The organism is Nonomuraea sp. NPDC051191, from assembly GCF_044455665.1.
Lineage (GTDB): Bacteria > Actinomycetota > Actinomycetes > Streptosporangiales > Streptosporangiaceae > Nonomuraea.
The window spans coordinates 255610-279315 of record NZ_JBITEZ010000012.1 but is presented as its reverse complement, the minus strand read 5'-3'; the positions used below and the strand labels follow the sequence as shown (position 1 = coordinate 279315).

The following is a 23706-nucleotide window of genomic DNA, read 5'->3' as shown; positions in this document are numbered from 1 at the left end:
CGGTGACCAGGGTGCCCGTCCGGGTGGAGCGTGACCCCGGTGCACCGCAGGCCCAGGTGGCGTCGCTCAGGCTGGAGATGACGGGGAGAGCTGGCTGCCTGTGCCCGTCGTCCCGGTCGGATCCGGCTGGACCGTCATCCGGGCTTACGCCGCCCGCTGATCGACCCGCGATCGTGAACCACGGCCCTTTCACGAGACGGTCGATGGGCGTGCCCAAGATGACCACTGCGGGGGTCTTCGCTGGTCCCGTCGTTCGGGAGCGGCGGGACGTGTCAGCCGACGTCCACGCCCGGAGGGCAGTCGACGGGCTCGGAGGTGCCGTCGGCGTGCTCGATCCGGCAGCCGTTCTCTGTGCCGTCGGACGGGGTGAAATGCCCTGAGATGGCGACGAAGAGGGCCAAGCCTATGGCGGCGGCGATGAGCCCGATGACGATGCCGCCGTAACCACCGCCGACGCCGACGTCACCGGCGGGCGCGGCCTTCGTCGGGTCCTGAGGGTCGTAGAGGACGTCGGTCTCCCTGCCGACGCCCAGCTGCGACTCGGTCCAGGACTCGCTGGTCACCTCCCGCCCTTCGGCGGTCGTGAAGGTCAGCACCGGACGCCGGTGCGCCCTCAGATGCTCGCCGCGTCCCGTGAACGTGGTGGCCACGTCGGTGACCACGCCCGGCACCCGCCGCGCCCCGCGGACGAACCGCCTGCCGTGCACGATCCCTCTGACCGACACCAGCACGACCACGGCGCCGAACGCCACAAACAGAAGGGGCAGGTACTCGAATACTTGCTCCATCGCGCTCCCCTTGGAATCGGCAACACCCGGACAACGATCGACAACGGTTCATGGTTCGCGGCGCTACTCGTCGCCGGTTTCCGAACATCCGCGTGCAACGGGAACGGCCGGAACACGCCAGGAAGGGGCCGTGGGCTGCTGTAGTCGCGGCTCAGCGGGTTCGGCGGCAGGCGCCACCATCCCCTGCAAGGTGGCATGGCCCAGAGTTCAGGGCGGTACGCCCGGCCTGTGCGAGATGCTGCAGCGCACTGTGGCGGAGCTGATGCAACGCCCAACCCTGGAGGTGCGGATCGAGCAGGTCGAGGTCTTCGACGTTGAGGGTGAGGATTTTCTCGGCGCGGGCGGCCGTGTCGTACAGCAGCCTCCAGAGGACCTTTTCCCGAAGGGCGTGCGCAGGGTCGGTGAAGAGCGTCTCCAGCCGGGTGCGCGGGATGGAGCGGTCGCCTCGGTGTGCCGTCTCACGGCGTTCCAGCCGCCGGGCGGGGTTGGTGGCCGCAGTAGGGGAGTCCAGGAAACGCTCGACTGCGGCCGTGACCGTCACGCCTGCGGTCGCAGGATCGGGCCGGTCGGGGAACGCCACGATGGACATGGAGCCGCCTGCGCGGTGGCGGGCGCCGAGCTGGGCGGAGGTGACCCGTCGGTTGCCGGTGTGACAGACAATGCACATTCTCACTCCGATGTTCCTCCTGCGGATGATGCGTCCTCGGATCCTGCGAAGACTACGACGAGCTCCAGCCCGCCGCCCGGGTTGGAGTTCGCTCGCGCCTCGGCCCCGTGGGCCTTCGCGATCGCTGCGACGATCGACAAGCCGAGCCCGGCGCCCTGTACGGGGACCTGGAGGGCGGCCAGACGCTCGGGCACGCTCCGTTCGGCGATGTAGGCGGTGTTCTGGCGCAGCACCGTCCTCATCACGCGGTAGGTGATGCCCCGTACGTCGGCGACCACGTCGTCCGGGAGGTCCACCAGGCAAGCGGCCGTCGCGCTGATCCCCTTGCGGATCATCGCGTCCGAACGCCTCGGCCACAGGAGCGGGCCCAAAGGCGGGGCCAGCAGCACCCGAAGGATGAACGGCTGCCGAAGGAGCGCATCCGGGCTCGGGCCGCTACTGATCAGGCGAGCGAACCCACGAGGTCGGGACGTTGCTCAGCGAGCGCGGTGGCGACGTAGCCGCCGCTGGAGTGCCCGGCCACGGCGACGTGACGAAGGCCGAGGTCGTCCAGCAGCGCCGCCACCTGACCCGCCTGTGCGGGCACGTCGTACGACGGCGCGGGCGGGGACTGGCCGCAACCCGGGAGATCGACCCGGATGAGGTGATGGTGGGCGGCCAGTACCGGGACCATCGGGCTCCAGAAGCCGCCCGAGGCCCCCGATCCGTGGATGAGCAACAACGGCGGCGCCTGCCGCGGGCCGTCATGGACCACGTGCATCCCATGCGAGTGCTCAATGTCGCATTCACTCATGCGGAGACTGTGCACGGGCGGCCGGCTGACGGTCTTGGACAAATTGTTTCCGCGCAGTCGAAGACCGGTGACCGTCACCATGACGGCCGTACCGAGGTCCCAAGGCCGGAACATGGGCCCGGCGGGCTCATTCCCGCGCGGCGGAAGCCATGGAGATGTTCCAGAAGCCGGCGTAACGGCCGCCACGGTCGAGCAGTTCGTCGTGGCTGCCTTCCTCCACGATCCGGCCGCCGTCCAGAAAGACGATGCGGTCGGCGCGCCGGACGGTCCGCATCCGATGCGCCACCATCACCACCGTCCGGCCCGCCATCAGGCGCTGGACGCCCTCGTGGACGGCCGCCTCGTTGACCGGGTCCAGCGCCGAGGTCACCTCGTCCAGCAGCACGATGGGCGCGTTCTTCAGCAGCGCCCGCGCGATCGAGACACGCTGGCGCTCACCACCTGACAGCAGCGCGCCGCCCTCGCCGACGTTCGCCGCCCATCCGCCGGGCAGTCGCTCGATCACTTCGTCCAGCCGCGCCGCGGTCGCCGCCGCCCGCATCTCGGCGACGCCCGCGTCGGGACGGCCCAGGCGCACGTTCTCCTCGATCGTGCCGTCGAAGAGGTACACCTCATGGAAGACGATGGCGATCCGGGCCATCAACGTCTCGGTGCTGATCTGGCGCACGTCCACGCCTCCCACGCGCACCGCGCCGGCGTCCACGTCGTAGAAGCGCGCCAGCAGTTGCAGCAGCGTGCTCTTGCCCGCGCCGGACGGCCCGACGACCGCGAGCCGCTGTCCCTCTTCGATCACACGCCCGCCGGCCTCCTGGTCGCGTTCGTGACGGTCGGCGTCGGCGGTGGCCGTCGCGCGTGCCGTCCAGGCCTGGATCGCCGCAACGACGGGTGCGGCGAGCAACGCGGCCAGCCCCATCCGCCAGTTGAAGGCGGTCATCACGGCCACGATGGTCAGGGGCGTGACCAGGGCGGCGATGAACGGTGCCAGCAGATGCGCGGCCACGCCCATGGCTTGCAGGAGGCCGCGGCCGGCCAGGGCGGACACCTCGCCGATGCGAGCGGCGTTGTACCAGCCGAGGGGGAGGCGGGCCAGGTGCTCGCCGAGCCGGTGATACGTGCCGCGCAACATGGTGGTCCCGACCCGCATGCCGGACAAGTCGCTGATGTAGCGCAGCACGGCGTAGAGGGCGACCGCGGACCCGAACGCGACCAGCCAGGGCACGGCGTCCGCGGGCGTGCTGCCGAGCAGCGCCCGCAGCACCGGGACCAGCAGCGCGTAGGACAACCTTCGACCACAGCCGTGATCGTCATCAGGACCACGGTGCGGCGCATCGCCGCGGCGTACTCGTCTCCGAGTACGCGCAGCAGCATTCGGATCATCGGGGCTCGTCTCCTCGCAGCACGCCATCGTGGGTTTCGATCTCGGTGGATCGGTGGGATCGCCAGAACGCGGCGAACCTTCCGCCTCGTGTCAGCAGGTCGGCAGCGCGCGGGCGATCGAGATCCGCTGCGCCTCGCCTCCGGACAGCTTGGTCTCTTCACCGAGCACCGTGTCGTACCCGCGCGGCAGCCGGAGGATGCGGTCGTGGATGCCGGCCAGCCGGGCGGCGCGGATCACGTCGTCGCGGCCGGCCCGCGGCACCGCCAGCGCGATGTTGTCGGCGACCGAGACGCGCAGCAGACGGACGTCCTGGAAGACGAAGGACACCTGCCGGTGCAGCTCCCGGCTGCCGATCTCGCGCAGATCGACGCCGCCGAGAAGGACCGAGCCGTGGGTGGGGTCGAAGAACCGCGGCAACAGCTGGACCAGCGTCGACTTCCCGCTTCCCGACGGCCCGACGACCGCGGTGATCGTCCCCGGCTCCAGCACCAGATCGATGCCGCGCAGCGCCTCGTGGCCGGCCCCATCATCGACCTCGTAGGCGAAGCGGACGTCACGCAGTTCCACCCGGTGCCCCTGCGGCGCACGCGGGTGGGCGGGCTCGGGCAGTGGCCGGACCGTGAGCACGTCTTTGATCCGGCCGACCGCACGGCCAGCGGCCTGCAGGTCGTCGAAGCCGTGGCCGAGCGCCGCCACCGGAGCGGTCAGCCCCAGCCCGAGCAGCAGGAACGGCAGCAGATCCGTCGGCGCCAGGCCGCCGGAGGTGATCAGTGCCGTGCCGCCGACCAGCACGACCAGCAGCACGAACGGCGGCGACAGCGCCAGCTGCATCCCGGCGGCGACCACGGACATGCCGCGCACCCAGCGGGAGAAGATGCTGACGAAGTCGTCGGCGGCCGTCAGGAACGTGCGGTGGGCGCGCTCGCCTCCGCCGAACGCCTTGACCACCGAGATGCCTTGCACGAACTCGACGACGGAACTGGCGATCCGTCCCACGGCCGCGTCGTAGGCCTTCTGCTCGCGCGTCCTGGCCGGTTCCACGTACAAATCGGCCTGCCACCCAAGCAGGCCGCGAGGCTGGTCCGCTTCGACCATGCCGCTCATCGCCTGGCCGCGGGGCACGACGCGGCCGCGGTCGCGGCGGACGGCGGCTATGCCGACCAGTCTCACCTGCATCGGGACGTCATGGCGTTCGCCGGAGTGACTCCCGCGACCGTGGCCCGCGAACCATTCCTGGCGGTTGACGACGTCGCATGGCCCGACCACGGAACTTCCGACCGGCCCGGTGCTGCCGATCGGGCGCGTGTGGCGTGACCGCTCCGCACGAGAGGGCCAACCTCGGCTGCGGATCTATGACGGCGAGGCGGCTGCTGGAGATCGATGAGATGGGCCACAAGCGGGCTGACGCTGTGTCCCGCCGCTGGAAGACCGCGTCCAAGACGTGACGGCCTCCGCCATGGAGCATCCATGCCGAGCGGGCGCATCCACGCCGAACTACGTTCATATCAGTAGCTCTCTTCATTGGACGATGCAGCGGCGCTCGGCCTGGTCGCAGACACGGGCGGTGAGTGTCGTCCACGTGCGACCAGGTTGATCACGGGCCGGCCGGCGAGCGCCCGCCGGCCGGAACCTCAGTAGTAGGAGCTCATGAGCTCGGTGGCCCAGGCCGGTTGGGTGACCGGATGGCGGGGAGCGAACTCGATCAGGTACGGCCTGATATCCAGGATGGGGGTGCCTGACAGCGCGTCCGGGGCGACGTGCACGTTCAGGCCGTCCACGGCGAGGAGTCGGCAGCGGGAGACACCAAGACGGTTGGGACGCGGCGCTCAGGGCAGGCACCCGGCGTGTCGACCACTACGCCGCCCGAGCTCGACTTGCTCGGGCGGCGTGAGATCTGCCACAGACCTGTAGAAACCCGCGGCCGGAGATGGTCAGGCGTCGCGGCGCAGCGTGAACCAGAAGGTCGGCACCGAGTTGGTGCCCGGCGTGACGTCGAGTAGTTCCCAGCCGGCGAACCTGGCGCGGAGCTCGTCGGCTGTGACGCCCGCCGCCCACGACTTGACCTCGGGCATCGGACTGCCGAGCGGCTCGGGGCCGTACCCGAACATCAGCAACCGTGCTCCGGGAGCGGCGCGGTCGGTGAGCCCGGCGACGTAGGCGTCGCGGCGGTGCAGCGGGACCCCGCAATAACAGCTCAGGTCGAAGAACAGGTCGAAGGGGCCCGGCACGTCCAACTCGTCGAGGCGGGTGGCGTCTCCGTGCAGCAGCCGTACCGCCACTCCCGCCTGCGCAGCCTTCTCCCTGGCCTGGTCGACGGCGCGGTCGATCAGGTCGACGGCCGCCACATCCCAGCCGTGCCGCGCGAGGTAGATGGCGTTGGTCCCCGTACCGCAGCCGAGTTCGAGGACGCGGCCGGGCGGCAGCGCCTCGTGCCCCTCCACCAGGGCGACCAATTCGGGCGGCGTCACGCCGGTGTCCCACGGCGCCTTGCCGGCGCGGTAGAAGCCCTCCAGCGCGCGGCGAACGGACTCCTCCTCGTGGTCTCGCCGCGTTGGGGCCAGGTCCGGTTCCGGCGTCTGGGCGGCGTTGAGCTGGTCCATCGTCTCCTCCAAGAATCTAGAGCTGAACTCTAGTGACGTAATCTAGAGATATACTCGCAATATGGACCAAGTCAAACGGCCGGACAAGCGAGCCGAGCGCTCACGCCGCACCCGTGAGAAGATCGTCGAGGCGGCTCGCGAGCTGTTTGTCGCGCAGGGTTACGGAGCGACGAACCTGCAGGAGGTCGCGGACCGGGCGGGCGTGGCCGTCCAGACGGTCTATTTCGTCTTCCGTAACAAGCGCACGCTGTTCAAGGACGTCGTCGACACATCCATCGCCGGGGACAGCGAGCCGGTCGCCACCATGGATCGTGAGTGGTTTCGCGCCGCGTGCGCCGAGCCCACCGCAGCCGGGCAATTGCGCGCGCACGTCCACGGCACCCGCGAGATCCTGGGCCGGGTCGCCCCGATCATGCCGCTGATCGCGGCTGCCGCGGCCACCGACCCCGAGATCGCCGCACAGTGGCCGGACGGCCCCGACCCGCGTTACACCGTCCAGTACGCAGCGGCCGAAGCCCTGGCCCGCAAGCCCGACGCCCGTCCCGGCCTCTCCGTCGAGATGGCGGCGGACCTGCTGTTCGGCCTGCTCAGCCCGCAGCTCTACCTGATCTTCGTCCGCGACCGCGACTGGTCACCGGACACGTGGGAAGAGTGGGCCCGCACCGCCTTGACCTCCCAACTCTGTGCCGACCCCGGCTGAGCGGACGGACGTCACGATGGTCCGCCGGCCCGCAACGCTGGTGGCCAACCACCTGGCCGGCCTCCTGCGGGCCAGGTCGGACAACCTGGCCGGCCTTCGAGACTGGTAGAAGTCGTTGATCAAGTGGTCTGTATTCGAGCCAGTCACGCTGAGGGCGTTCACTGTGAGTGGTCATTGGGGGCGTAGCGGTTCCAGGTGCAGCCTGCGTCAGCGGCCACTCGGGTGGTGGTCTTGTCGTGGAAGCCGAGGGCCCTGGCAATGACCGCTGCGGGCGCCTGGAGGACGAGTTGGCGTAGTGCTGCTGGGCGTGCGGTACCGGTGAGGAATCCAGTGAGACGTAGATGTTCGCGAAGGGTGCCGGGGTTGGCGGGTTGGTCGGCTCGGCGGCCGGGAAAGAGCCGGCGGGCAGCGGGGTTGGCGGCGGTGTTCAGATGGGGCCGTCCGGGCCGTCCAGCAGCTCACCCTAAGGAACCAGGAGCTGAGGGCGCAGTTGGAGCTGCCCGGACCGACCGTCACTTCGCTGCACCGTCGGCGCTGAGGGACGTGCCGGTCCGCTGCTCTCCCCGTGATCCGCCCGGCGAGAGGCTGCCGATGACGCCAAGGGCCTGGCCGATAAACCATGAAGTCACGACGCAGGGCGCAGGTCTATTGTTTGACCATGGCCTTCGGGGGTGAGATCCGCAACGGCGCCGGCGCCGGCAGACAGCCTGAACAGGTCTGGATCCCTGTCGGGCTCGTGCTGCTGGTCGGGCCGCCGGCCTCGGGCAAGAGCTCTTTCATTCAGGCGCTGATCGACCAAGACAAGATCGATCCTGAGGCCGTCGTGTCCAGCGACGCCATCGCCGAGCACTACCGCAACACTTCTGTTGACCGTGAATCAGCCGACCCCCAGATCTTCCAGGAGCGAGATCGCCGAGTCACTGCGCGACTTGCGTCCGGCCGCACCGCGATCGCCGAGTCAACCAACGTGCTCCCTCACGCGCGCGCCAGACTGCTCGCCATAGCCGACCGGCTTCAGATGCCGGTCACCGCACTACGCTTCATCCAGCCCGAGAAGGTCCTGCTGGAGCAGAACCAGGAACGGAGGAATGCCGTGCCTGCAGCCGAGGTCTCCCGCTACGCGGCACTCATGGCCAAGCATGCCAGCACCGGTCAGCTCTACGCAGAAGGCATGTCATTGGTGCAGGACATACCCGGACGCGCGCAACACCGCACCCCCTCCCAGGCTGCGCGGCTCTTCGAGTTCCGCACGGCCAGATGAACACCCGGGCGATACTCGGCCTGGCCGCCGGGACGAGGTCACCGCCCGGACCACCGCTACGTACGACCGAATCGCCCCTTTCTTCGCCTCCCGCTCCGAGAATCCCGACGCCGCGTTCCGCGCCTTTCGAGCGCGCTTCGCTGCCGCGCTGCCCGCCGGAGGACGCGTCGCCGACCTAGGATGCGGCCCGGGAAGGGACGCGGCCATCCGCTTCGTCCTCGGCCTCGTCCGCCGGAAGCCGTCCGTCGTCGAGCAGAAGTCCGAGAAAGGGACGGGCCGGAAAGGGGATTTTGTGGTATTTGTGTGATCTAGGCATTGGGTCGAGCAGGGAACAGACGTGATCCATGAGCGGCTGATGATCTCGCCGACACTCGTCGGCCGCGCCGGTGAGCTGGCCCAGCTGACCGAGACCGTCTCCAACACCCCAGCGGTCGCCGTGGTCGAGGGCGAGGCGGGCATCGGCAAGACCCGCCTGGTGGCCGAGCTGTCCCGGACCGGTCTCCGCATCCTGACCGGCGGCTGCGCCAGGATCAGGGAGCCGTTCCCCCTCGGCCCGATCGTCGAGGCGCTGCGCGAGGTGCCCGATGACCTGACCGGGCTGTCAGCGGTCGCGGGCGCGCTGCGCCCGCTCCTGCCTGAGCTGGCCGAACGCCTGCCGGAGCCCCCCGAGCCCCTGGACGACCGCGCGGGCGAGCGCCACCGGGTGTTCCGCGGCCTGAGTGAGCTCCTGCGCGCGCTGGGCCAGGCCGTGCTGGTCGTGGAGGACTTGCACTGGGCCGACGAGCATACCGTGGAGTTCCTCGGCTACCTGCTGTCCGACCCGCCCCGGGACCTGGCCGTGGTCCTGACCTACCGCGGCGATGAGGCCTCCGCCGACCTGCGTGCGGTGACGGCCCGCCTGCCGCGCGCCGTCGCCCACGCCCGCGTACGGCTGGCGCCCATGGACGTGGCGCAGACCAGGGCGCTGGCGGCGGCGATCTTGGACACCGAGGAGATCTCGCTCGACTTCGCCGAGCACCTGTGCGAGCGGGCCTCCGGCGTCCCGCTGGCGGTGCAGGAGCTGGTGGCGCTGCTGCGCCAGCGCGGGACGCTCATGCACCGGGGCGGGGAGTGGGCGCGCAGGACCATCGCCAGGCTCGACGTGCCGGCGGGCGTGCGCGACCCGGTGCTGGAGCGGGTGGGCCGCCTGTCGCCGCAGGCCGAGGCGGTGGTCAGGGCGGCCTCGGTGCTGCAGGAGCCGATGCCGGTCGAGGTGCTGGCGGCCACCGCCCGCCTGCCGTATGAGAGCGCGCTGGACGGGCTGGACGAGGCGGTGGAGCACGGCCTGCTGACCGCGCGCGGTGAGACGGCGGCGTTCCGGCACGTGCTGGCGGCGCAGGCGGTGTACGAGGACATTCCGGCGGCCAGGCGGCGCGACCTGCACGCCAGGGCCGCCGCCGCGGTGGAGGCGATGCCGTCGGTGCCGCTGGGGCAACTGGCCCACCACCACCGGCGCGCCGGGCACATGGCGGCCTGGGTGGAGGCCGCCGAACGAGCCGCCGACCAGGCGCTGCGGCTGGGCGACGACGCCGAGGTGGTCAGGATCCTGGAGGCGGTCCTGCGGCACGCTCCGCTGGAGGCGGAGCACCGCGGGCGGCTGACGGTCAAGCTCGGCTGGGCGGCCGAGGGGCTGCTGCACATTCCCGACGTCATCGACCTGCTGGCCCTGGCATTGGACCAGGGCCCCTCGCCGGTGCTGCGCGCCGAGCTGACCCTGCTGTTGCTCTATCTGAAGGATGCGACAGGACAAGAGCCCGGCCCCTGGTTCGAGGCGCTGACCGCGGCCGTGGCGGACCTGGACATCGAGGCCCAGCCCGAGCTGGCGGTGCGGATAATGACCGTCCTGAGCATGGGGCGGGACGCCAGAACCGCCGACCGGCACTGGATGGACAGGACGCTGGCCGTCCTGCCCGCGGTCAAGAACGCGCCCCTGCAGATCTTCGTGCTCGGCAAGATCACCAGCAGTATGGTGCTGGTGGGCGACCCGCGCTGGGCCGAGCTGATCGAGGAGGTGCGCGGGAGCCTCGGGCACCGGTCCTGGCACCGAGCGAAGGTCAACGCCTACTACTCGATCGGCTCGGCGCTGGCCTTCGTCGGTGACCACGTCCAGGCGCAGACGATACTACGGGTGGCCCTGGAGGGCGCGGCCCCCCTGGCCGAGGTGAGCGGCGGGGACATGATCGACCGGTGCCGTTCCGCGCTGGCGGTGGCCGACTACTGCGCGGGTTCCTGGGAGGGGCTGACCACCGAGACGGCCATGCTGGCCGAGCGGCTCAGCGAGCGGCCCAAGGACAGGTACGCGGCGGCGACCGTGACCGCCTGCCTGGCGCTGGCCCGCACCGACGCGGCCGGCGCCGAGTTCGGCATCCGCCAGGTGATGACCGAGGTCCCGGGCACCATGGACGAGACGACGCTGCTGATCACCGCGCTGCTGCGCCAGGCCGTCGCGCGCGGCGAGCCGGACCGGGCGGTGGCGGAGGTCCTGCCGCTGATCGAGTCGTGGTTCGAGCGCGGCCTGGGGCCCTCGGAGGTGCGGACCGTGCCCGCCCTGGCCGAGGCGATGGTGGCGGCCGGGCGTGCCGCGGAGGCCGCGGACCTGGTGAACCGCTCCGAACGGGCGATGGCGGGCCTGCACGCGCCGCTTGCTCCCGCCGCGCTGCGTCACGCCCGCGGCGTCCTCGACCCCTCCGGCGGTCACCTCACCGCCGCGGCCGAGCTCTACGAGGCCATCCAATGCCCGTACGAGGCGGCCCAGGCCAGGGAGCAGGCCGGGACCGATGAGCAGCTCAGGCGGGCCATCGAGACCTACGAGGCGCTCGGCGCCCGCTGGGACCTGGACCGCGCGGCTCGCCTGGCGCGCGAGCGCGGCCTGTCGCTGCCCGCCAGGCACCGGGGCGGCACCCGCGGCTACGGCGACGCCCTGTCACCCCGCGAGCGGGACGTCGCGCGGCTGGCCGCCTCCGGGCTGACCAACAAGGAGATCGCGCAGGAGCTGTTCCTGTCGGCCAAGACAGTGGAGCGGCATCTCAGCGCCGTCCTGCGCAAGCTGAACCTGCGCTCGCGGATCGAGCTGGCCCTCATGGGGGACGCCGCCACGGCGGAATGAGGGATCTCCCGCATAGCTAGCTGAATGTCCTATTCGTCACGCTCTTCGCATGTCCGACGTACACGAGGCCGAGGACGAGCCCGTCGAGGACGAGCTCACCGAGGACGAAGGCGCGGAGATCGCGCCTGAAGAAGGCGCAAGCGAAGACGACAAGGACGGCTGGGTCAAGGCATGAACAAGTTAACCTCCCGGCTGGGCGCGGCCTGCCTCGCGCTCACGCTGGTCACCGGGCTCGGCACCGCCGAGGCCACGACAGAACCCCCGCCGAAGGCCGCGACCGGGCCCGGCGCCACGGTCACGCTGGTGACCGGTGACAAGGTGCAGGTGGACCTCACCGGCAGCGCCACCGTCATCGACCCGGGTAACGGCGTGTTCGCCCAGCTCACCCTGAACGGCGACGAGTACGTCATCCCCGCCGAGGCCGCCCCCTTCCTGGGCAGCACGCTGGACGTCCGCCTGTTCAACGTCAGTTACCTGGTGCGCGCCGGGCTGGACGACGCGCACGCCGACGCCCTGCCGGTCAAGGTCGAGTCGGGCGGCGTGGCCACGCTCGGCCCGCAGTCCAGGACCCTGGCCAAGAAGGACGCCGAAGGCTTCGGCCAGGAGCTGGCCGGCAAGTGGAAGGCCGGGCAGAAGCCGGGCACCGGCCGCATCACGCTGGCCCAGCCCGAAGGCGCCCCGGCCCTGCCCGCCGATCCGATGGCGGCGCCGGCCGACTATCCCGAGTACCACACGGTCACCGTCGACTCCATCGACCGCACCGGCAAGCCCGGCGTCATGCTCGGCTCCATCCACAGCCTGGACGACCCGACGTTCACGCTGTTCCAGGTGGGCGACGGCGTGGAGGGCACCTCCCAGGCCGTCTTCAGCGTGCCGGCGGGCCACTACAGCATCGAGGCCAGCGTCCTGACCGGACCGGTCCTGGACATGGGCTCCACCGGCGCCCTGGTGATCGAGCCGGAGTTCTCCGTCACCGAGGACATGTCGCTCACGCTGGACGCGCGCAAGGCCGTGCCGTACGAGACGACGATCGAGGGCGTGCCCGAGACCGCCGACACGCAGTACGACCTCATCACCTACAACCGCACCACCGTCCAGGGCGACCAGGTCGGCAACCCGCCCTTCGGCAACTCGGTCACGGCGCTGTTCCTCATGCGCCTGGTCTCCGGAGGGGACTTCGGGGTCCACACCCTGTACGCCACGCCGACCAGGCGCGTGACCAAGGGCAGCCTGGACTTCCTGGCCATGACCTCGATCGGCGGTCCCACCGGGGCCGATCCCACGTACAAGGTGGCCTTCCACGAGCCCGGCGGCGTGCCGGCCTCACTCACCCGCACGGTCAGGCGCTCGGACCTGACGACCGTGGACTCCACGATCCACAACACTCCGGGAGCCACCTCCCAGCACCCAGAGCTCCTGAGCACGGTCTACCTGCCGTGGACGCAGACCACCTTCGGCGTCACCAGCCCCCTGTACGGCGGCAAGCGCACCGACTACTGGTACAGCAACGCCCCCGGCAAGGTCTCCTGGGAGCCCATCCTGCGACCGGACCTGGGGCTGCGCCTGTTGGGGGAGCGCCGGCTGATCCGGCCGGGCCAGCACCTCACCGAGACCTGGAACAAGGGACCGCAGGTGCCCTCCAGCAGTGCACCGTACGTGCAGGAGGCCCTGATCGGGATCCAGAACACCCCTGACACGAACGTCACCAGCGCGCTGCAGCAGGTGTGCGTGGCCTGCCGGCAGGGCGATCTGGGCCTGCTGTACCTCAACCCGTACGCCGACTCCACCGCCGGCCACTACCGCTCGGCCCTCGACGGACTCGCGAAGGTGGAGTTCTACCGCGACGGCGCGCTCGCCTTCACCTCGGCGACCCGGGGCGACGGCACACGCCTCACGCAGCTGCTGGACCTGCCGCTGCTGCCGCAGCCCGCCGAATACCGGCTGAAGGTGACCGGCGACAACCCTGGTGTGGAGGACGCGACCAGCACCACCGACTGGACCTTCCGCACCACGAGCCGCGACCGGTCGGCCGATCTGCCCGACCAGGCGATGTGCGCGCCCGACCCCACCCGCCGCTGCTCGTTCCTGCCCCTTCTGTTCGTACGGCCCGACCTGCCGCTGGACATCGACAACGCCACCCCCGCCGGCGAGCCGTTCGAGGTGGCCTTCACGGTGCGGCACCAGCAGTACCAGGACGACCCCGGCAGGGTGAACGCCACCGTCTCCGTCTCCTACGACGGCGGCACGACGTGGTCGGAGCCCCAGACCGCGAACCGGGGACGCGACGGCCGCTTCACCACGACCCTCACCAGCCCCGGCAGCGACGGGTACGCCGCCCTGCGGATCAAGGCCGTAGACCGCGACGGCAACGCCGTCGAGCAGACCAACCTCCGCGCCTACCGGCTCGCACCGAAGGACCAGTGACCGTGATCATCTCCCGGCTGCTCCCCGCGATCGTGCTCGGCCTGACCCTGCTGATTCCGGCGTCGGCTCAGGCCGCCGGCGACTGCTCCACCCCCGACTGCCTGCTGAAGGTCACCTCCAAGTCCGACGCGAACGTCAGCGACGGGCTCAAGGCGGCCGACCTGCAGGACGCCTACAAGCTGCCCTCGTCCTGGCTGGGCGGCGGCCAGACCCTCGCGGTCGTGGTCCCGTACGGCCATCCCAGCGCCGAGCGCGACCTGAACGAGTATCGCAAGGGCAACGACCTGCCGCTGTGCGATGAGATGTTCCCCTGCTTCCGTCACGTGGACCAGCGCGGCGGCACCACCAGGCCACCGACCCACAACGGCTACGCGCTGCACACCGCGGCCGGGCTCGACCTGGGCTCGGCCGCCTGCCCCAATTGCAAGCTGCTGCTGGTCGAGGCCGACGACGAGACGCCGGCCAGCATAGGCGCCGCGGTCGACCAGGCGGTCGTCCAGGGCGCCGACGCGGTCTCGGTGATGACCGGCTTCTACGAGTACGCCGGCCAGCGGGCCGACGCGGCGCACTACGACCACCCCGGTGTCCCGATCGTCGCGGGTGGCGGCAGCGGGTTCGGCAACGGCGTGGGCAGGCAGATGGTCCCGGCCGCCTACGGATCGGTGATCGCGGTGGGCGCGACCACCCTGTGGCGTGACCCGGGCAACGCGCGCGGCTGGAGCGAGATGGCCTCCTCGGGGTCCGGCTCGGGCTGCTCGGTGTACGAGGCGCGCCCGGCCTGGCAGCCGAAGGGGCAGTGCGGCGCCAAGCGCACGGTCGCCGACGTGGCCGCGGTGGGCGATGCCCGCTCGCCCGTGCAGCTCTACGAGAGCACCTCTTGGGGCGGCTGGATCGGCGTCAGCGGCACCCCGATCAGCGTCGCGCTGATCGGCGGCGTGTACGCGCTGGGCGACAACGGCCAGGAGATCGTGCCCGGCCAGAAACTCTACGGCTCCGGCCAGTACCTGTTCGACATCACCACCGGCGCCAACGGGGCCTGCGGCGGCTCGCCGCTGTGCACCGCCAGGCGCGGACACGACGGGCCCACCGGCATGGGCGTACCCAACGGCATCGGCGCCTTCTGAGGAGCATTCGTGCGCAGCATACGCAGAACCGCGGTCGCCCTGGCGGCGACGGCATTGACCACCGCGCTCACGACCGGCGCGGCGACGGCGGCCTCGGCCGCCGCCTGCACCCCCACCTGGAAGTTGCTCGACGTGCCCGCCATCCCCGACGGCGGCGTCTCGGTGGCCCACGCGTCGTCCGTCTCATCCAAGCAGGCGGTGTTCACCACCGAGGGTGACCGCACCTCCGCCACCCTGACCTCGGACGGCAGGTCGGTCAAGCTCCTGCCCAAGCAGATCCCGCACGCGGCCATGGCCCCTGGCGGCGCCTGGGAGACGACCTTCGACTCGACGTCCAGCGGGTGGGCGCGCTACCAGTTCCGCTACGGCGACACCTTCGGCAGCGGTGTCCCGGTCTTCGCGCGCCTGGACGGCGGGCGGTGGACCTTCGTGCCCACCGCGATCTCCCCCGACCCCACCGCGACCAGGCCCAATCTTCAGTCCATCGACTCGGTCTCGCCCTCGGTCGCCTGGACCGTCGGTGAGTACACCACACAGAGCGCGGACTCCGCCGGCGCCGCCATCCAGCAGTGGAACGGCAGAGTCTGGAAGAACGTCGACCACCCGGCGATGACCCGGGCGAACGCGACCCTGCGCGCTGTGCACGCGCGGTCCCGTGACGACGTCTGGGCGGTCGGCAGACAGTACACCGACCCCGCGCAGATCGAGTCGCTGATCCTGCACTACGACGGGAAGGCGTGGAGGGAAATGCCCGGCGTGCCCGGGCTGCTCGCCGAGCTCGTCTCCGTCAGCGCTCGTGCCGCCGACGACGTCTGGGCGGTCGGCTACGAGCGGAAGCCGGGCACCTTCGCCCCCGTGGCGCTGCACTGGGACGGCAAGTCCTGGAGTGCCGCGCCCACGCCGTCGGCGGCCTGGACCTCGCCCTTCTCTGTCTACGCCGCGGGCCCCAACGACGTGTGGATCACCGCGACGTCGCCGGCCGACGGCTCGTCGCAGCCCCCGCTGCAGCACTGGGACGGCAAGTCCTGGACGGACGTGCGGCCCGAGGGCGTCCAGGCGCCCGGCTCGGCGTACATCTACACCGCGCTGACCGGCTCCGGGCCCAAGGACGTCTGGGCGAGCGGTCAGATTCTCAACGGCACTGGCTGGGAGACCACGTCACAGCCACTCGTCGCGCACCTGAGCTGCGAAGGACGCTGACATGAAAATCATCACTTCAGCGGTGGGCGCGCTCATGGCCGCCTCCCTCCTGGCCCCCGCCGCGGCGGCGGCCGCCGCGCCGGCTGATCCGCGTCCGCTGGGCGGGGAAGTGCTCGCGGCCTACGCCGCCAAGGACCGCACCGACCTGTGGGTGCTGCTGTCCGACAAGGCCGACACCAAGAGCGCCGAGCGGGCCAGGACCCGCACCGCGCGCGGCGAGCAGGTCGTGCGCGCCCTGCGCGACACGGCCGACCGCTCGCAGGCCCCGCTGCGCAAGCTGCTGAAGGCCGAGGGCCGCAAGAGCGAGACGTTCTGGGCGGCCAACGCCGTGTACGTCCGCGACGTGCCCCTGAAGCTGGCCGAAAAGCTGGCGAAGATGGACGGGGTGAGCGAGGTCCGGGCGCCCAGAACCTACCCGGTGGCCCTGCCGGTGGAGACCAAGGGCGCCGCCGCGACGGCCGCCGCCGTGGAGTGGGGCATCGCCAACATCAAGGCCGACCAGGTGTGGCAGCAGTACGGCGTGCGCGGCGAGGACATCGTCGTGGCCAACGTCGACACCGGCGTGGAGTACACCCACCCGGCGCTGATCGGCTCCTACCGGGGCAACAACGGCGACGGCACCTTCACCCACGACTACAACTGGTACGACGCGGCCGGGAACTGCGACGAGCCCGGCCCGTGCGACGGCCACAACCACGGCTCGCACACCATGGGCACCATGGTGGGCGACGACGGCAAGGGCAACCAGATCGGCGTCGCGCCCAAGGCCAAGTGGATCGCCGCCAGCGGCTGCCAGGCCGGCGGCTGCAGCGACCTGGACCTGATGCGGGCCAGCCAGTGGATGCTGGCGCCCACCGACGCGGCCGGGCAGAACCCCGACCCGGCCAAGCGCCCGCACATCGTCAACAACTCCTGGGGCAGCGACCTGCCCTCCAACGAGCCGATGTTCGAGGAGATCCAGGAGGCCTGGGCGGCGTCCGGCATCTTCGGCATGTGGGCCAACGGCAACGAAGGGCCCGAGTGCCGGACCTCGGGCACCCCGGGCAGCCGTACGCTCAACTACTCCGTGGGCGCCTACGACAGCAACAACAAGATCGCCAGCTTCTCCAGCCGGGGAGACGGCCAGGACGGGCAGATCAAGCCCGACATCTCGGCTCCCGGCGTGGACGTCCGCTCCTCGGTCAAGGGCGGAGGCTACCTCTTGATGTCGGGCACCTCGATGGCCACGCCGCACGCGTCGGGCGCGGTGGCCCTGCTCTGGTCGGCCAACCCGTCGCTGGCCCGCGACATCGAGGGCACCCGCACGCTGCTGGACCTGACCGCCATCGACACCGCCGACCCGCAGTGCGGCGGCGACGCGGCCAACAACAACGTCTACGGCGAGGGCCGCCTGGACGCGCTGGCGCTGGTGCAGGCGGGCGCCCAGGGCCTGGGCACGCTTTCGGGCACCGTCACCGACGCCGCCACCGGCGAGCCGCTCAAGGACGCCACCGTGTCGCTGAACGGGCAGCTCAACCGCCAGTCCACCTCCGGAGAGGACGGCACGTACACCTTCAAGCTGCTGGCCGGTGACTACCAGCTCAAGGTGAGCGCCTACGGCTACCAGGACGCCACCGTGGCGATCAAGGTGACCAAGGACGGCTCGATCAAGCAGGACGTCCCGCTCACCCCGACCCAGCGCAAGACCCTGTCCGGCACGCTCACCGACGGCTCCGGCCACGGCTGGCCGCTGGGCGCCAAGGTGACCGCCGACGACGGCAAGGGCCACACGTGGGACGCCACCGCCGACGCGATCACCGGCCACTACTCCCTGTCCCTGCTGCCCGCCACCGACTACACGCTGCGCATCACCCCGGGCGCACCCGGCTACGACCCGGTCAGCAGGAAGGTCAGTCTGGGGGCGGAGAACCAGACCGTGGACGCCGCCCTGCCCGCCGCCCTCGCGTGCGTGGCCCCCGGCTACCTGGCGAGCAGGGCGGGCACGCCCGAGCCGTTCAGCTCGGGCAAGCCCACCGGGTGGCAGGTCACCAATGTCGATCCCGGATTCCCCGGGTTCGACCACCAGCCGGGCTGGGTCTTCGACAACCCCGGCGCCCGGGAGAACCGGACCGGCGGGAGCGGCAGGTTCGCCATCGTCGACTCCGACCACTCCGGCAAGGGGCATGTCCAGGACACCTACCTGACCAGCCCGGTGCTGAACCTGGCCAAGCACACCAGCCCGGTGCTGGAGTTCGCGGGCGACCTCAAGCCCGGCGTGAACGCCATCGCCTGGGCCGACCTCAGCCTGGACGGCGGGCGTACCTGGACGACGGTGTGGACCCGTAAGGGCTTCCCCGGCGCTTCCGGCCCGGCCGCGCAGGTGGTGGCGATGCCGCAGGCGGCGGGGAAGACCAAGGCCCAGGTCCGCTTCCACTACCGGGGCAACCGCTCGGGCTGGTGGGCGATCGACGACGTCTACGTCGGTGACCGCACCTGCCAGAAGGTCAATGGCGGCCTGGTGACCGGCACGGTCACCGATGCCGCCACCGGCAAGCCCGTGCAGGGGGCGGCGGTCGCCTCCGACGGGCGCACGGCCACCACCGACGCCTTTGGCGCCTACTGGCTGTTCTCCGCCCAGACCGGTGATCAGGAGGTGACGGTCACCAAGAGCGGCTACGCCGCCACGACCGCCACCGCCGCCGTCGCCGTCGACCGGATCACCGGGCTCGATGTGAAGCTCGCGTCATCCTGATCCCCGCGCCCCCGGCAGCCCTCTGCCGGGGGCGCGGCACGTCTGCGCCGCCCGTTCCAAGGGTCTCCGTGCTGGGGGCCTGCCCGGCGTCGTCCGTCAGCCAGCCGCGGCGGCAACGCGGTCGATGGCCGAGGCGTAGGCGCGGTGGGGGTCGGGGTTGACCGTGCGCGGCGTGGCGAGAAAGGCGTCGGCGGCCACGGCGAGGCTGACGCCTTCACCGCGCAGGGCGGTGATCTTCGGCGCGGCGCTCATGCCGGCCGCCGCGACCTCGGCGACGATGTACCGGATAACGTGCCGGAGTCGCGCACCGTCCCGGCGGACGGTTCTTCTGGTCGCCGCGCGGACGTGATCGCTCATGTACGTGAAATCAGGCCAGTCTCACGTAGATGATTACGAGTTGAACGCCGGTGGTCGAGATCATGTCACCGGCGCCGGCCGTCATGGAGGGGTTCTGGCGGGTGACGTCGACCACCTTCCACTGGCCGGCGTCCTGGTAGCGGTAGGAGCCGTGGGCGTGCGGGTGGGGGAGATCCGTGGATCCGGCACCACGGTGCCTCGCAGCTTGAGCGGCCGCAGGATCCGTCGCTTCATCTCCTCGGCGATCGAGTGGCCGGTGACCTTCTCGATCAGCAGCTGGGCCAGTGTGTAGTTGGTGTTGGAGTAGCTCCAGCCCTTTCCCGGCTCGAACCGCGCCGGCCTGGACATCGCGAAGCGCACCAGCTCCTCCGGCTGGTAGGTCTTGAACCGGTTGTCCACCCACTCCTTGCCCGCTGCAGGGATCCCCGGCTCGACCGAACCGTACCGAAGCCGAGCCGCGTCGCCCCGGACTTGTTCGCCAGTAGCGCGAACGCGCGATTCGTACCAGAGCGCCTTGGTGGCGGCTGTGTCGATGTTTCTCGGCTCCGGTCGAGAGGACGGCACTCATAATCGGCATATCGGAAAATTTCCTCTTTGCTCATAATTGCGCCCGCCCATTCTCGTCGGCCTTTCTTGGCCATTGCCTAACGTGTCCGCGCGTGATGAGATTATGATTCGATTTACCCATTCCGGCCGGGATGTAAGGCGGCAGAATTGCGACATGGATAGACATGTCCTTTTCGGCGGCCACAGGATCGACATTTCGAACAATCGACGGAGGAAGATCGCCATGTTCAAAAAACTGCTGCGTTTCCTTCCCGCCGGCCTCGCGGTCGGCTCGCTGCTGGCCACCGTGGCCCTGCCCGCTCCGGCATCGGCGTCAGCCTCCCTGACCGGAATGCGACAGAATGTCGTCACCGTACTCGGCTACAACAGCACCGACTGGAAATACCTCCAGGTGCCGCCCGGGACCAATGCCCCGCGTTTCTACGATCCGAATTTCGATGACAGTGACTGGGCGAGCGGACAAGAAGGCTTCGGCACCACCAACGGCACCTGCGCCTGGAACAACTCCACCAACGTCAAGACGTCCTGGGCGGTGAACACCGACATCCTGGTACGCCATTGGGTGCACATCCCGCGCGACGCACAGCAGGTCCGCATCCAAGGAACGATCGACAACGACGCGCGGGTCTACTTCAACGGCCGCCTCGTTCAGACCGTCAGGAGCGGCGGCTGCGCCGCGGGCGCGATCAACGTCGTCATACCCGTCAGACACCTGGAGCGCTGCAACCTCCTGGCCATCCGCGGCCATGACTACGGCGTCGCGACCTACCTGAACGTCGAGGTCAGCTACGTGAAGCAGACCCCCACCGCCTGAACAGGCACCCCCGCGAGCCCCCGGTCCCCATGAACTGTGAGAGGGCCGGGGGCTCCTCTCCGTGCGGAGCCCTCTCGCCAGGACGGGAGATCCCTGGATGCCCGCGGACGTGGGCTCCATGCGTGGACGGATGACCGCCATGACCGAGCGGTGACCGAGTTTGGGTGGCATCCCGACGCTGCCTGGCAGAATCGACCCAAAAATTTTCGACCGGGGTTGTCGTATCTGGGCCGCGGCGTTCGTAGCCAAGGTGAACGGCCGCCCCACAAGGGCGCTGTCACGACCAGCCGTCACGACGAAGAGAGATGCCGACCGATGCAGCAGCACCCACAGGCCAAGATCCGCCACATGGCCGAGCTCGTCGAGCCGATCGCCACCGCGACCTTCTCCGAGGTGGCGAACGAGGCGTTCCTGGCCGTCGGCATGCGCAACTACTGGGACGGATACTTCGCGGGCCGGGCCGCGCCCCTGGGGACGGCACCGTCCGAGGTCGTGCACGCGGTCTTCTACAACTTCGCCGACGGCGAGGTGGCACGCCACATCCCGTGGGTGTGGGGAAAGATCACCCCGCAGGAGGCGATCACCCTGCGCGAACGGGGCAGCGCCGCCGCCCTACGGCAGATGATCGGGGAGCTGGCCGATTCGCCCGGTCTGGTGCGGGCCACCGACCTCGCCATCCGAGCAGCGTTCAGCGCGCCGACCGAGGGCCGGCCACTGTACGCCGGGCTGCGCGCGCTCGACGTGCCCGAAGAGCCGGTGGCCAGGCTCTGGCACGTGGCGACGCTGCTGCGGGAACACCGAGGGGACGGCCACAACGCCGCCCTTCTCGCCCACGGCATCGGCGGCACCGAGGCCCACGTCCTCATGGCCCTCTCCCTCGGAATGAGGGCGGAGGAGTTCGGCCGCGTCCACCACCTGCCCAAGGCTCAGCTGGCCGCCGTGGTCGACGGGCTGCGCGACCGCGGCCTCGTGGACGCCGCCGGCGGATTCACCCCCGCCGGCCGGGAGACCAAGCAGCGGATCGAGGCGCTCACCGACGACCTGGCCGCCCCCGCGTACGACGTGCTCAGCGCGGACGAGCTCGACGAGCTGGCCGCGGGGCTCCAGCCGATCGCCGCCGCGGCATGGGCCTTCGACAACTGAGCGAGTGCCCATGCGGGCGAGTGGCGCGACGGCGTGACGTACGGCAGTGCGGGCGATCAGGATCGTGTTCGACCTCTGATCCCTCCGCGTCGATCGGTGCGATGCGAGGTCCAGGCCGCCCCCGCAGCGACGAGGACGACGATGCTGATCAGGGCCAGCGACACCGTCGCGGCATCTCGTCCGGGCAACTCCATCATGTTCCGGAGGGTTTCGCCGGCGCCGTGGAAGGCGAAAGCGGTCGCGCCACAGCCGAAGACGAGCCCGGCGACACCGGCGACAGCGGTCACGGTCCTGCCGGCGTTCTTCGGCAGGAACCGCGCGAGACTGGCGCACAGCAAGCCGGTGATGACGACATCGGCAACGGCGACGATCAGTGCGGTGTCGTCCCTGAAGCGCTCGAAGTGCTCCCACGTGCCGCCGGCATCGGGGAGTCCTGCGACGCCGAGCGCCGTCAGGCCCACCACCGCTGTCATGGCCACGATCAGCGCGGCGACGCCTGAGCGTCCCCCCTCCCTCGTCCGGACTGGGAGGATCTTGGTGTCGCGCCGCACGTGGACCGTGGTCGCGGACCGCGCACCTGCCATGGCCAGCGCCTCGTCGACCGTCGGCCTGCGGCCCGGGTCCTTGTCCAGCAGCCGGGTGATGAGCCGCGTGAGCGGTCCGGTGCGTTGCGGTGCCGGGGCCTCGTCCAGCAGCACCGCGGCCAAGGTCGCTTCCTGGGTGTCGCGGCGGAACGGTGAGACGCCCTCCACCGCCTGGTAGAGGGTCACACCGAGGGAGAACAGATCCCCGGCGGGAAGGCCGTCACTGCCGCGCAACCGCTCGGGCGCCATGTACTCCGCCGAGCCGATGAACATCCCGGTGGCGGTCAGTGCGGAATCGGTGTGGTGGATCGCTGTCCCGAAGTCCGTGAGCAGGACCTTTCCGTTCTCGGCGAGCATCACGTTGGCCGGTTTGATGTCGCGGTGCACGACGCCTTCCCGGTGTGCTGCGCCGATCGACGTCAGCAGTGCCGCGGCGACTTCGACGGCCCTGTCCATCGGAAGAGGTCCGTGCTCCTCGACGTACTCGCTCAGCGAGCAACCCTCGATCAGTTCCATGACGATCCAGGGAAGGCCGTCCTCGATGACGACGTCGTGGATCGCGACGATGCCGTCGTGCTGGCGCAACCGGGCGGCGTTGCGTGCCTCGCGTGTGGCGCGCGCCAGCCGCTCGGCCCGTTCGGTTTCCGGAATCCAGGGCGGCAGCCGCAGTTCCTTGATCGCGACGTCCACGTCGAGGGTCTCGTCGCGAGCCCGCCAGACCCGTCCGAAACCACCGGACCCCAGTTCGTCCGCAAGCCGGTAGCGCCCGCCGACCACGTAACCGGCCAGCCTCGAAGTCATGCCCCGTCTCCTGCCATCGCCCTGGCCCGAACAGATGATCAGCGTACAAGCCACCGTCATCGGAGCATGCCCGTTTGCTGCACCTGATCGCCTACCTGTCAGGTAATCGCCCTGCCTACGAGGTGCGTGTCAGGATCGGCAGCACCGAACACGGCTGCACCAGGAGGACACCATGCCCGCCTACGTCATCGCCCACCTGCAGGAGGCGGCCCCGCATCCGGAGATCGCCGAGTACATGGAACGGCTCCCCACCACCTTCGAGCCGTACGGCGGCCGCTACCTCGTCCATGCCACCCAGCACGAGGTGAAGGAAGGCAACTGGCCCGGCCATGTCGTGATGCTGGGGTTCCCGGGCATCGCCGAGGCACGGGCATGGTGGGACTCTCCCGCGTACCGGGAGATCGCACCGCTGCGCTCGCGGCACATCGAGGGCGACATCATCATGGTCGACGGTCTGCCCGACGACTACCTCCCCACGGCGGCCGTCACCGCCGTACGGGAGACGGCGGCCCTGTCCGAACAGGTCGTCGGGAACGACCACGGCACGCGTGCCGAGCGCGAGACCACCGCCGCCGAGGGCCTCCCCGTCTGACCTTCCGCGCGACTTTGTCGGTCGTTCTCGCCATACT

The 23706-nt window shown here is 70.4% G+C and carries 22 protein-coding genes and 1 pseudogene; 12 read left to right on the top strand and 11 right to left on the bottom strand.

Annotation, left to right across the window (positions count from 1 at the left end; translation table 11 throughout):
* Positions 1–272: 272 nt before the first annotated feature.
* The 6 genes from ACIA8R_RS33280 to ACIA8R_RS33255 all read right to left on the bottom strand — a co-directional run bounded on the left by ACIA8R_RS33280 (position 273) and on the right by ACIA8R_RS33255 (position 4802).
* Complete coding sequence (locus tag ACIA8R_RS33280; RefSeq protein ID WP_357706038.1) at positions 273–788, bottom strand: DUF3592 domain-containing protein; 516 nt, start codon at positions 786–788, stop codon at positions 273–275.
* Positions 789–939: 151 nt separating this feature from the next.
* On the bottom strand, positions 940–1377 hold the full coding sequence (locus ACIA8R_RS33275) for a hypothetical protein (protein WP_397041912.1): 438 nt from the start codon (positions 1375–1377) through the stop codon (positions 940–942).
* A gap of 80 nt (positions 1378–1457) precedes the next feature.
* Positions 1458–1790 (bottom strand): hypothetical protein, encoded by a 333-nt coding sequence (locus ACIA8R_RS33270; protein ID WP_397041911.1) that lies wholly within the window; start codon positions 1788–1790, stop codon positions 1458–1460.
* 107 nt (positions 1791–1897) lie between these two features.
* Positions 1898–2248 carry an alpha/beta fold hydrolase gene (locus ACIA8R_RS33265; protein ID WP_397041910.1) on the bottom strand — a complete coding sequence of 117 codons (351 nt, stop codon included), beginning with the start codon at positions 2246–2248 and terminating at the stop codon, positions 1898–1900.
* Positions 2249–2375: 127 nt separating this feature from the next.
* Positions 2376–3530, bottom strand: a complete 1155-nt coding sequence (locus ACIA8R_RS33260) for an ABC transporter ATP-binding protein (RefSeq protein WP_397041909.1) — start codon at positions 3528–3530, stop codon at positions 2376–2378.
* A gap of 186 nt (positions 3531–3716) precedes the next feature.
* Positions 3717–4802 carry an ABC transporter ATP-binding protein gene (locus ACIA8R_RS33255; RefSeq protein WP_397041908.1) on the bottom strand — a complete coding sequence of 362 codons (1086 nt, stop codon included), beginning with the start codon at positions 4800–4802 and terminating at the stop codon, positions 3717–3719.
* Here ACIA8R_RS33255 and ACIA8R_RS33250 point away from each other — a divergent pair.
* Positions 4704–4940, top strand: coding sequence for a helix-turn-helix domain-containing protein (locus tag ACIA8R_RS33250; protein WP_397042030.1), 237 nt, complete (start codon positions 4704–4706; stop codon positions 4938–4940). The two genes, ACIA8R_RS33255 and ACIA8R_RS33250, sit on opposite strands and share 99 nt — an antisense overlap.
* A 317-nt stretch (positions 4941–5257) precedes the next feature.
* Here the strand turns inward: ACIA8R_RS33250 and ACIA8R_RS33245 are convergent.
* Positions 5258–5434, bottom strand: a pseudogene (locus ACIA8R_RS33245) (tRNA (N6-threonylcarbamoyladenosine(37)-N6)-methyltransferase TrmO); the annotation flags it as partial.
* 123 nt (positions 5435–5557) lie between these two features.
* A complete protein-coding gene (locus ACIA8R_RS33240) occupies positions 5558–6226 on the bottom strand; it encodes a class I SAM-dependent methyltransferase (protein WP_397041907.1) in 669 nt (222 codons plus the stop codon).
* A gap of 61 nt (positions 6227–6287) precedes the next feature.
* Between ACIA8R_RS33240 and ACIA8R_RS33235 the strand changes: the two genes are divergently transcribed.
* From ACIA8R_RS33235 to ACIA8R_RS33200, 8 genes are all read left to right on the top strand, one after another.
* Positions 6288–6926, top strand: coding sequence for a helix-turn-helix domain-containing protein (locus ACIA8R_RS33235; RefSeq protein WP_357708351.1), 639 nt, complete (start codon positions 6288–6290; stop codon positions 6924–6926).
* 658 nt (positions 6927–7584) lie between these two features.
* Entirely contained in the window at positions 7585–8187 is a 603-nt protein-coding gene (locus ACIA8R_RS33230; protein WP_397041906.1) for an AAA family ATPase, read from the top strand.
* 337 nt (positions 8188–8524) lie between these two features.
* A complete protein-coding gene (locus tag ACIA8R_RS33225) occupies positions 8525–11332 on the top strand; it encodes an AAA family ATPase (RefSeq protein WP_364091556.1) in 2808 nt (935 codons plus the stop codon).
* Between the two features lie 49 nt (positions 11333–11381).
* Entirely contained in the window at positions 11382–11507 is a 126-nt protein-coding gene (locus ACIA8R_RS33220) for a hypothetical protein (protein ID WP_357708355.1), read from the top strand.
* Positions 11504–13756, top strand: coding sequence for a hypothetical protein (locus ACIA8R_RS33215; RefSeq protein WP_397041905.1), 2253 nt, complete (start codon positions 11504–11506; stop codon positions 13754–13756). The genes ACIA8R_RS33220 and ACIA8R_RS33215 overlap by 4 nt, the downstream gene beginning before the upstream one ends.
* Positions 13753–14880: a hypothetical protein gene (locus ACIA8R_RS33210; protein ID WP_397041904.1), complete on the top strand. Its 1128-nt coding sequence runs from the start codon at positions 13753–13755 to the stop codon at positions 14878–14880. The genes ACIA8R_RS33215 and ACIA8R_RS33210 overlap by 4 nt, the downstream gene beginning before the upstream one ends.
* A 9-nt stretch (positions 14881–14889) precedes the next feature.
* Positions 14890–16080: a hypothetical protein gene (locus tag ACIA8R_RS33205; RefSeq protein WP_364091562.1), complete on the top strand. Its 1191-nt coding sequence runs from the start codon at positions 14890–14892 to the stop codon at positions 16078–16080.
* 1 nt (position 16081) lies between these two features.
* Positions 16082–18811 carry a S8 family serine peptidase gene (locus ACIA8R_RS33200; protein ID WP_397041903.1) on the top strand — a complete coding sequence of 910 codons (2730 nt, stop codon included), beginning with the start codon at positions 16082–16084 and terminating at the stop codon, positions 18809–18811.
* A 96-nt stretch (positions 18812–18907) separates the two neighbouring features.
* On the opposite strand, the gene ACIA8R_RS33195 is transcribed toward ACIA8R_RS33200, so the two are convergent.
* Complete coding sequence (locus ACIA8R_RS33195) at positions 18908–19168, bottom strand: hypothetical protein (RefSeq protein ID WP_397041902.1); 261 nt, start codon at positions 19166–19168, stop codon at positions 18908–18910.
* An 81-nt stretch (positions 19169–19249) separates the two neighbouring features.
* On the bottom strand, positions 19250–19567 hold the full coding sequence (locus ACIA8R_RS33190; RefSeq protein WP_397041901.1) for a serine hydrolase domain-containing protein: 318 nt from the start codon (positions 19565–19567) through the stop codon (positions 19250–19252).
* A gap of 391 nt (positions 19568–19958) precedes the next feature.
* Between ACIA8R_RS33190 and ACIA8R_RS33185 the strand changes: the two genes are divergently transcribed.
* Positions 19959–20549, top strand: coding sequence for a hypothetical protein (locus ACIA8R_RS33185; RefSeq protein WP_364091573.1), 591 nt, complete (start codon positions 19959–19961; stop codon positions 20547–20549).
* Between the two features lie 315 nt (positions 20550–20864).
* On the top strand, positions 20865–21692 hold the full coding sequence (locus tag ACIA8R_RS33180) for a MarR family winged helix-turn-helix transcriptional regulator (protein ID WP_397041900.1): 828 nt from the start codon (positions 20865–20867) through the stop codon (positions 21690–21692).
* Between the two features lie 56 nt (positions 21693–21748).
* Here ACIA8R_RS33180 and ACIA8R_RS33175 read toward each other — a convergent pair whose 3' ends face one another.
* Positions 21749–23077 (bottom strand): protein kinase, encoded by a 1329-nt coding sequence (locus ACIA8R_RS33175; protein ID WP_397041899.1) that lies wholly within the window; start codon positions 23075–23077, stop codon positions 21749–21751.
* Positions 23078–23249: 172 nt separating this feature from the next.
* On the opposite strand from ACIA8R_RS33175, the gene ACIA8R_RS33170 reads away from it, so the two are divergent.
* Positions 23250–23669, top strand: a complete 420-nt coding sequence (locus tag ACIA8R_RS33170) for a DUF1330 domain-containing protein (protein WP_397041898.1) — start codon at positions 23250–23252, stop codon at positions 23667–23669.
* Positions 23670–23706 lie beyond the last annotated feature (37 nt).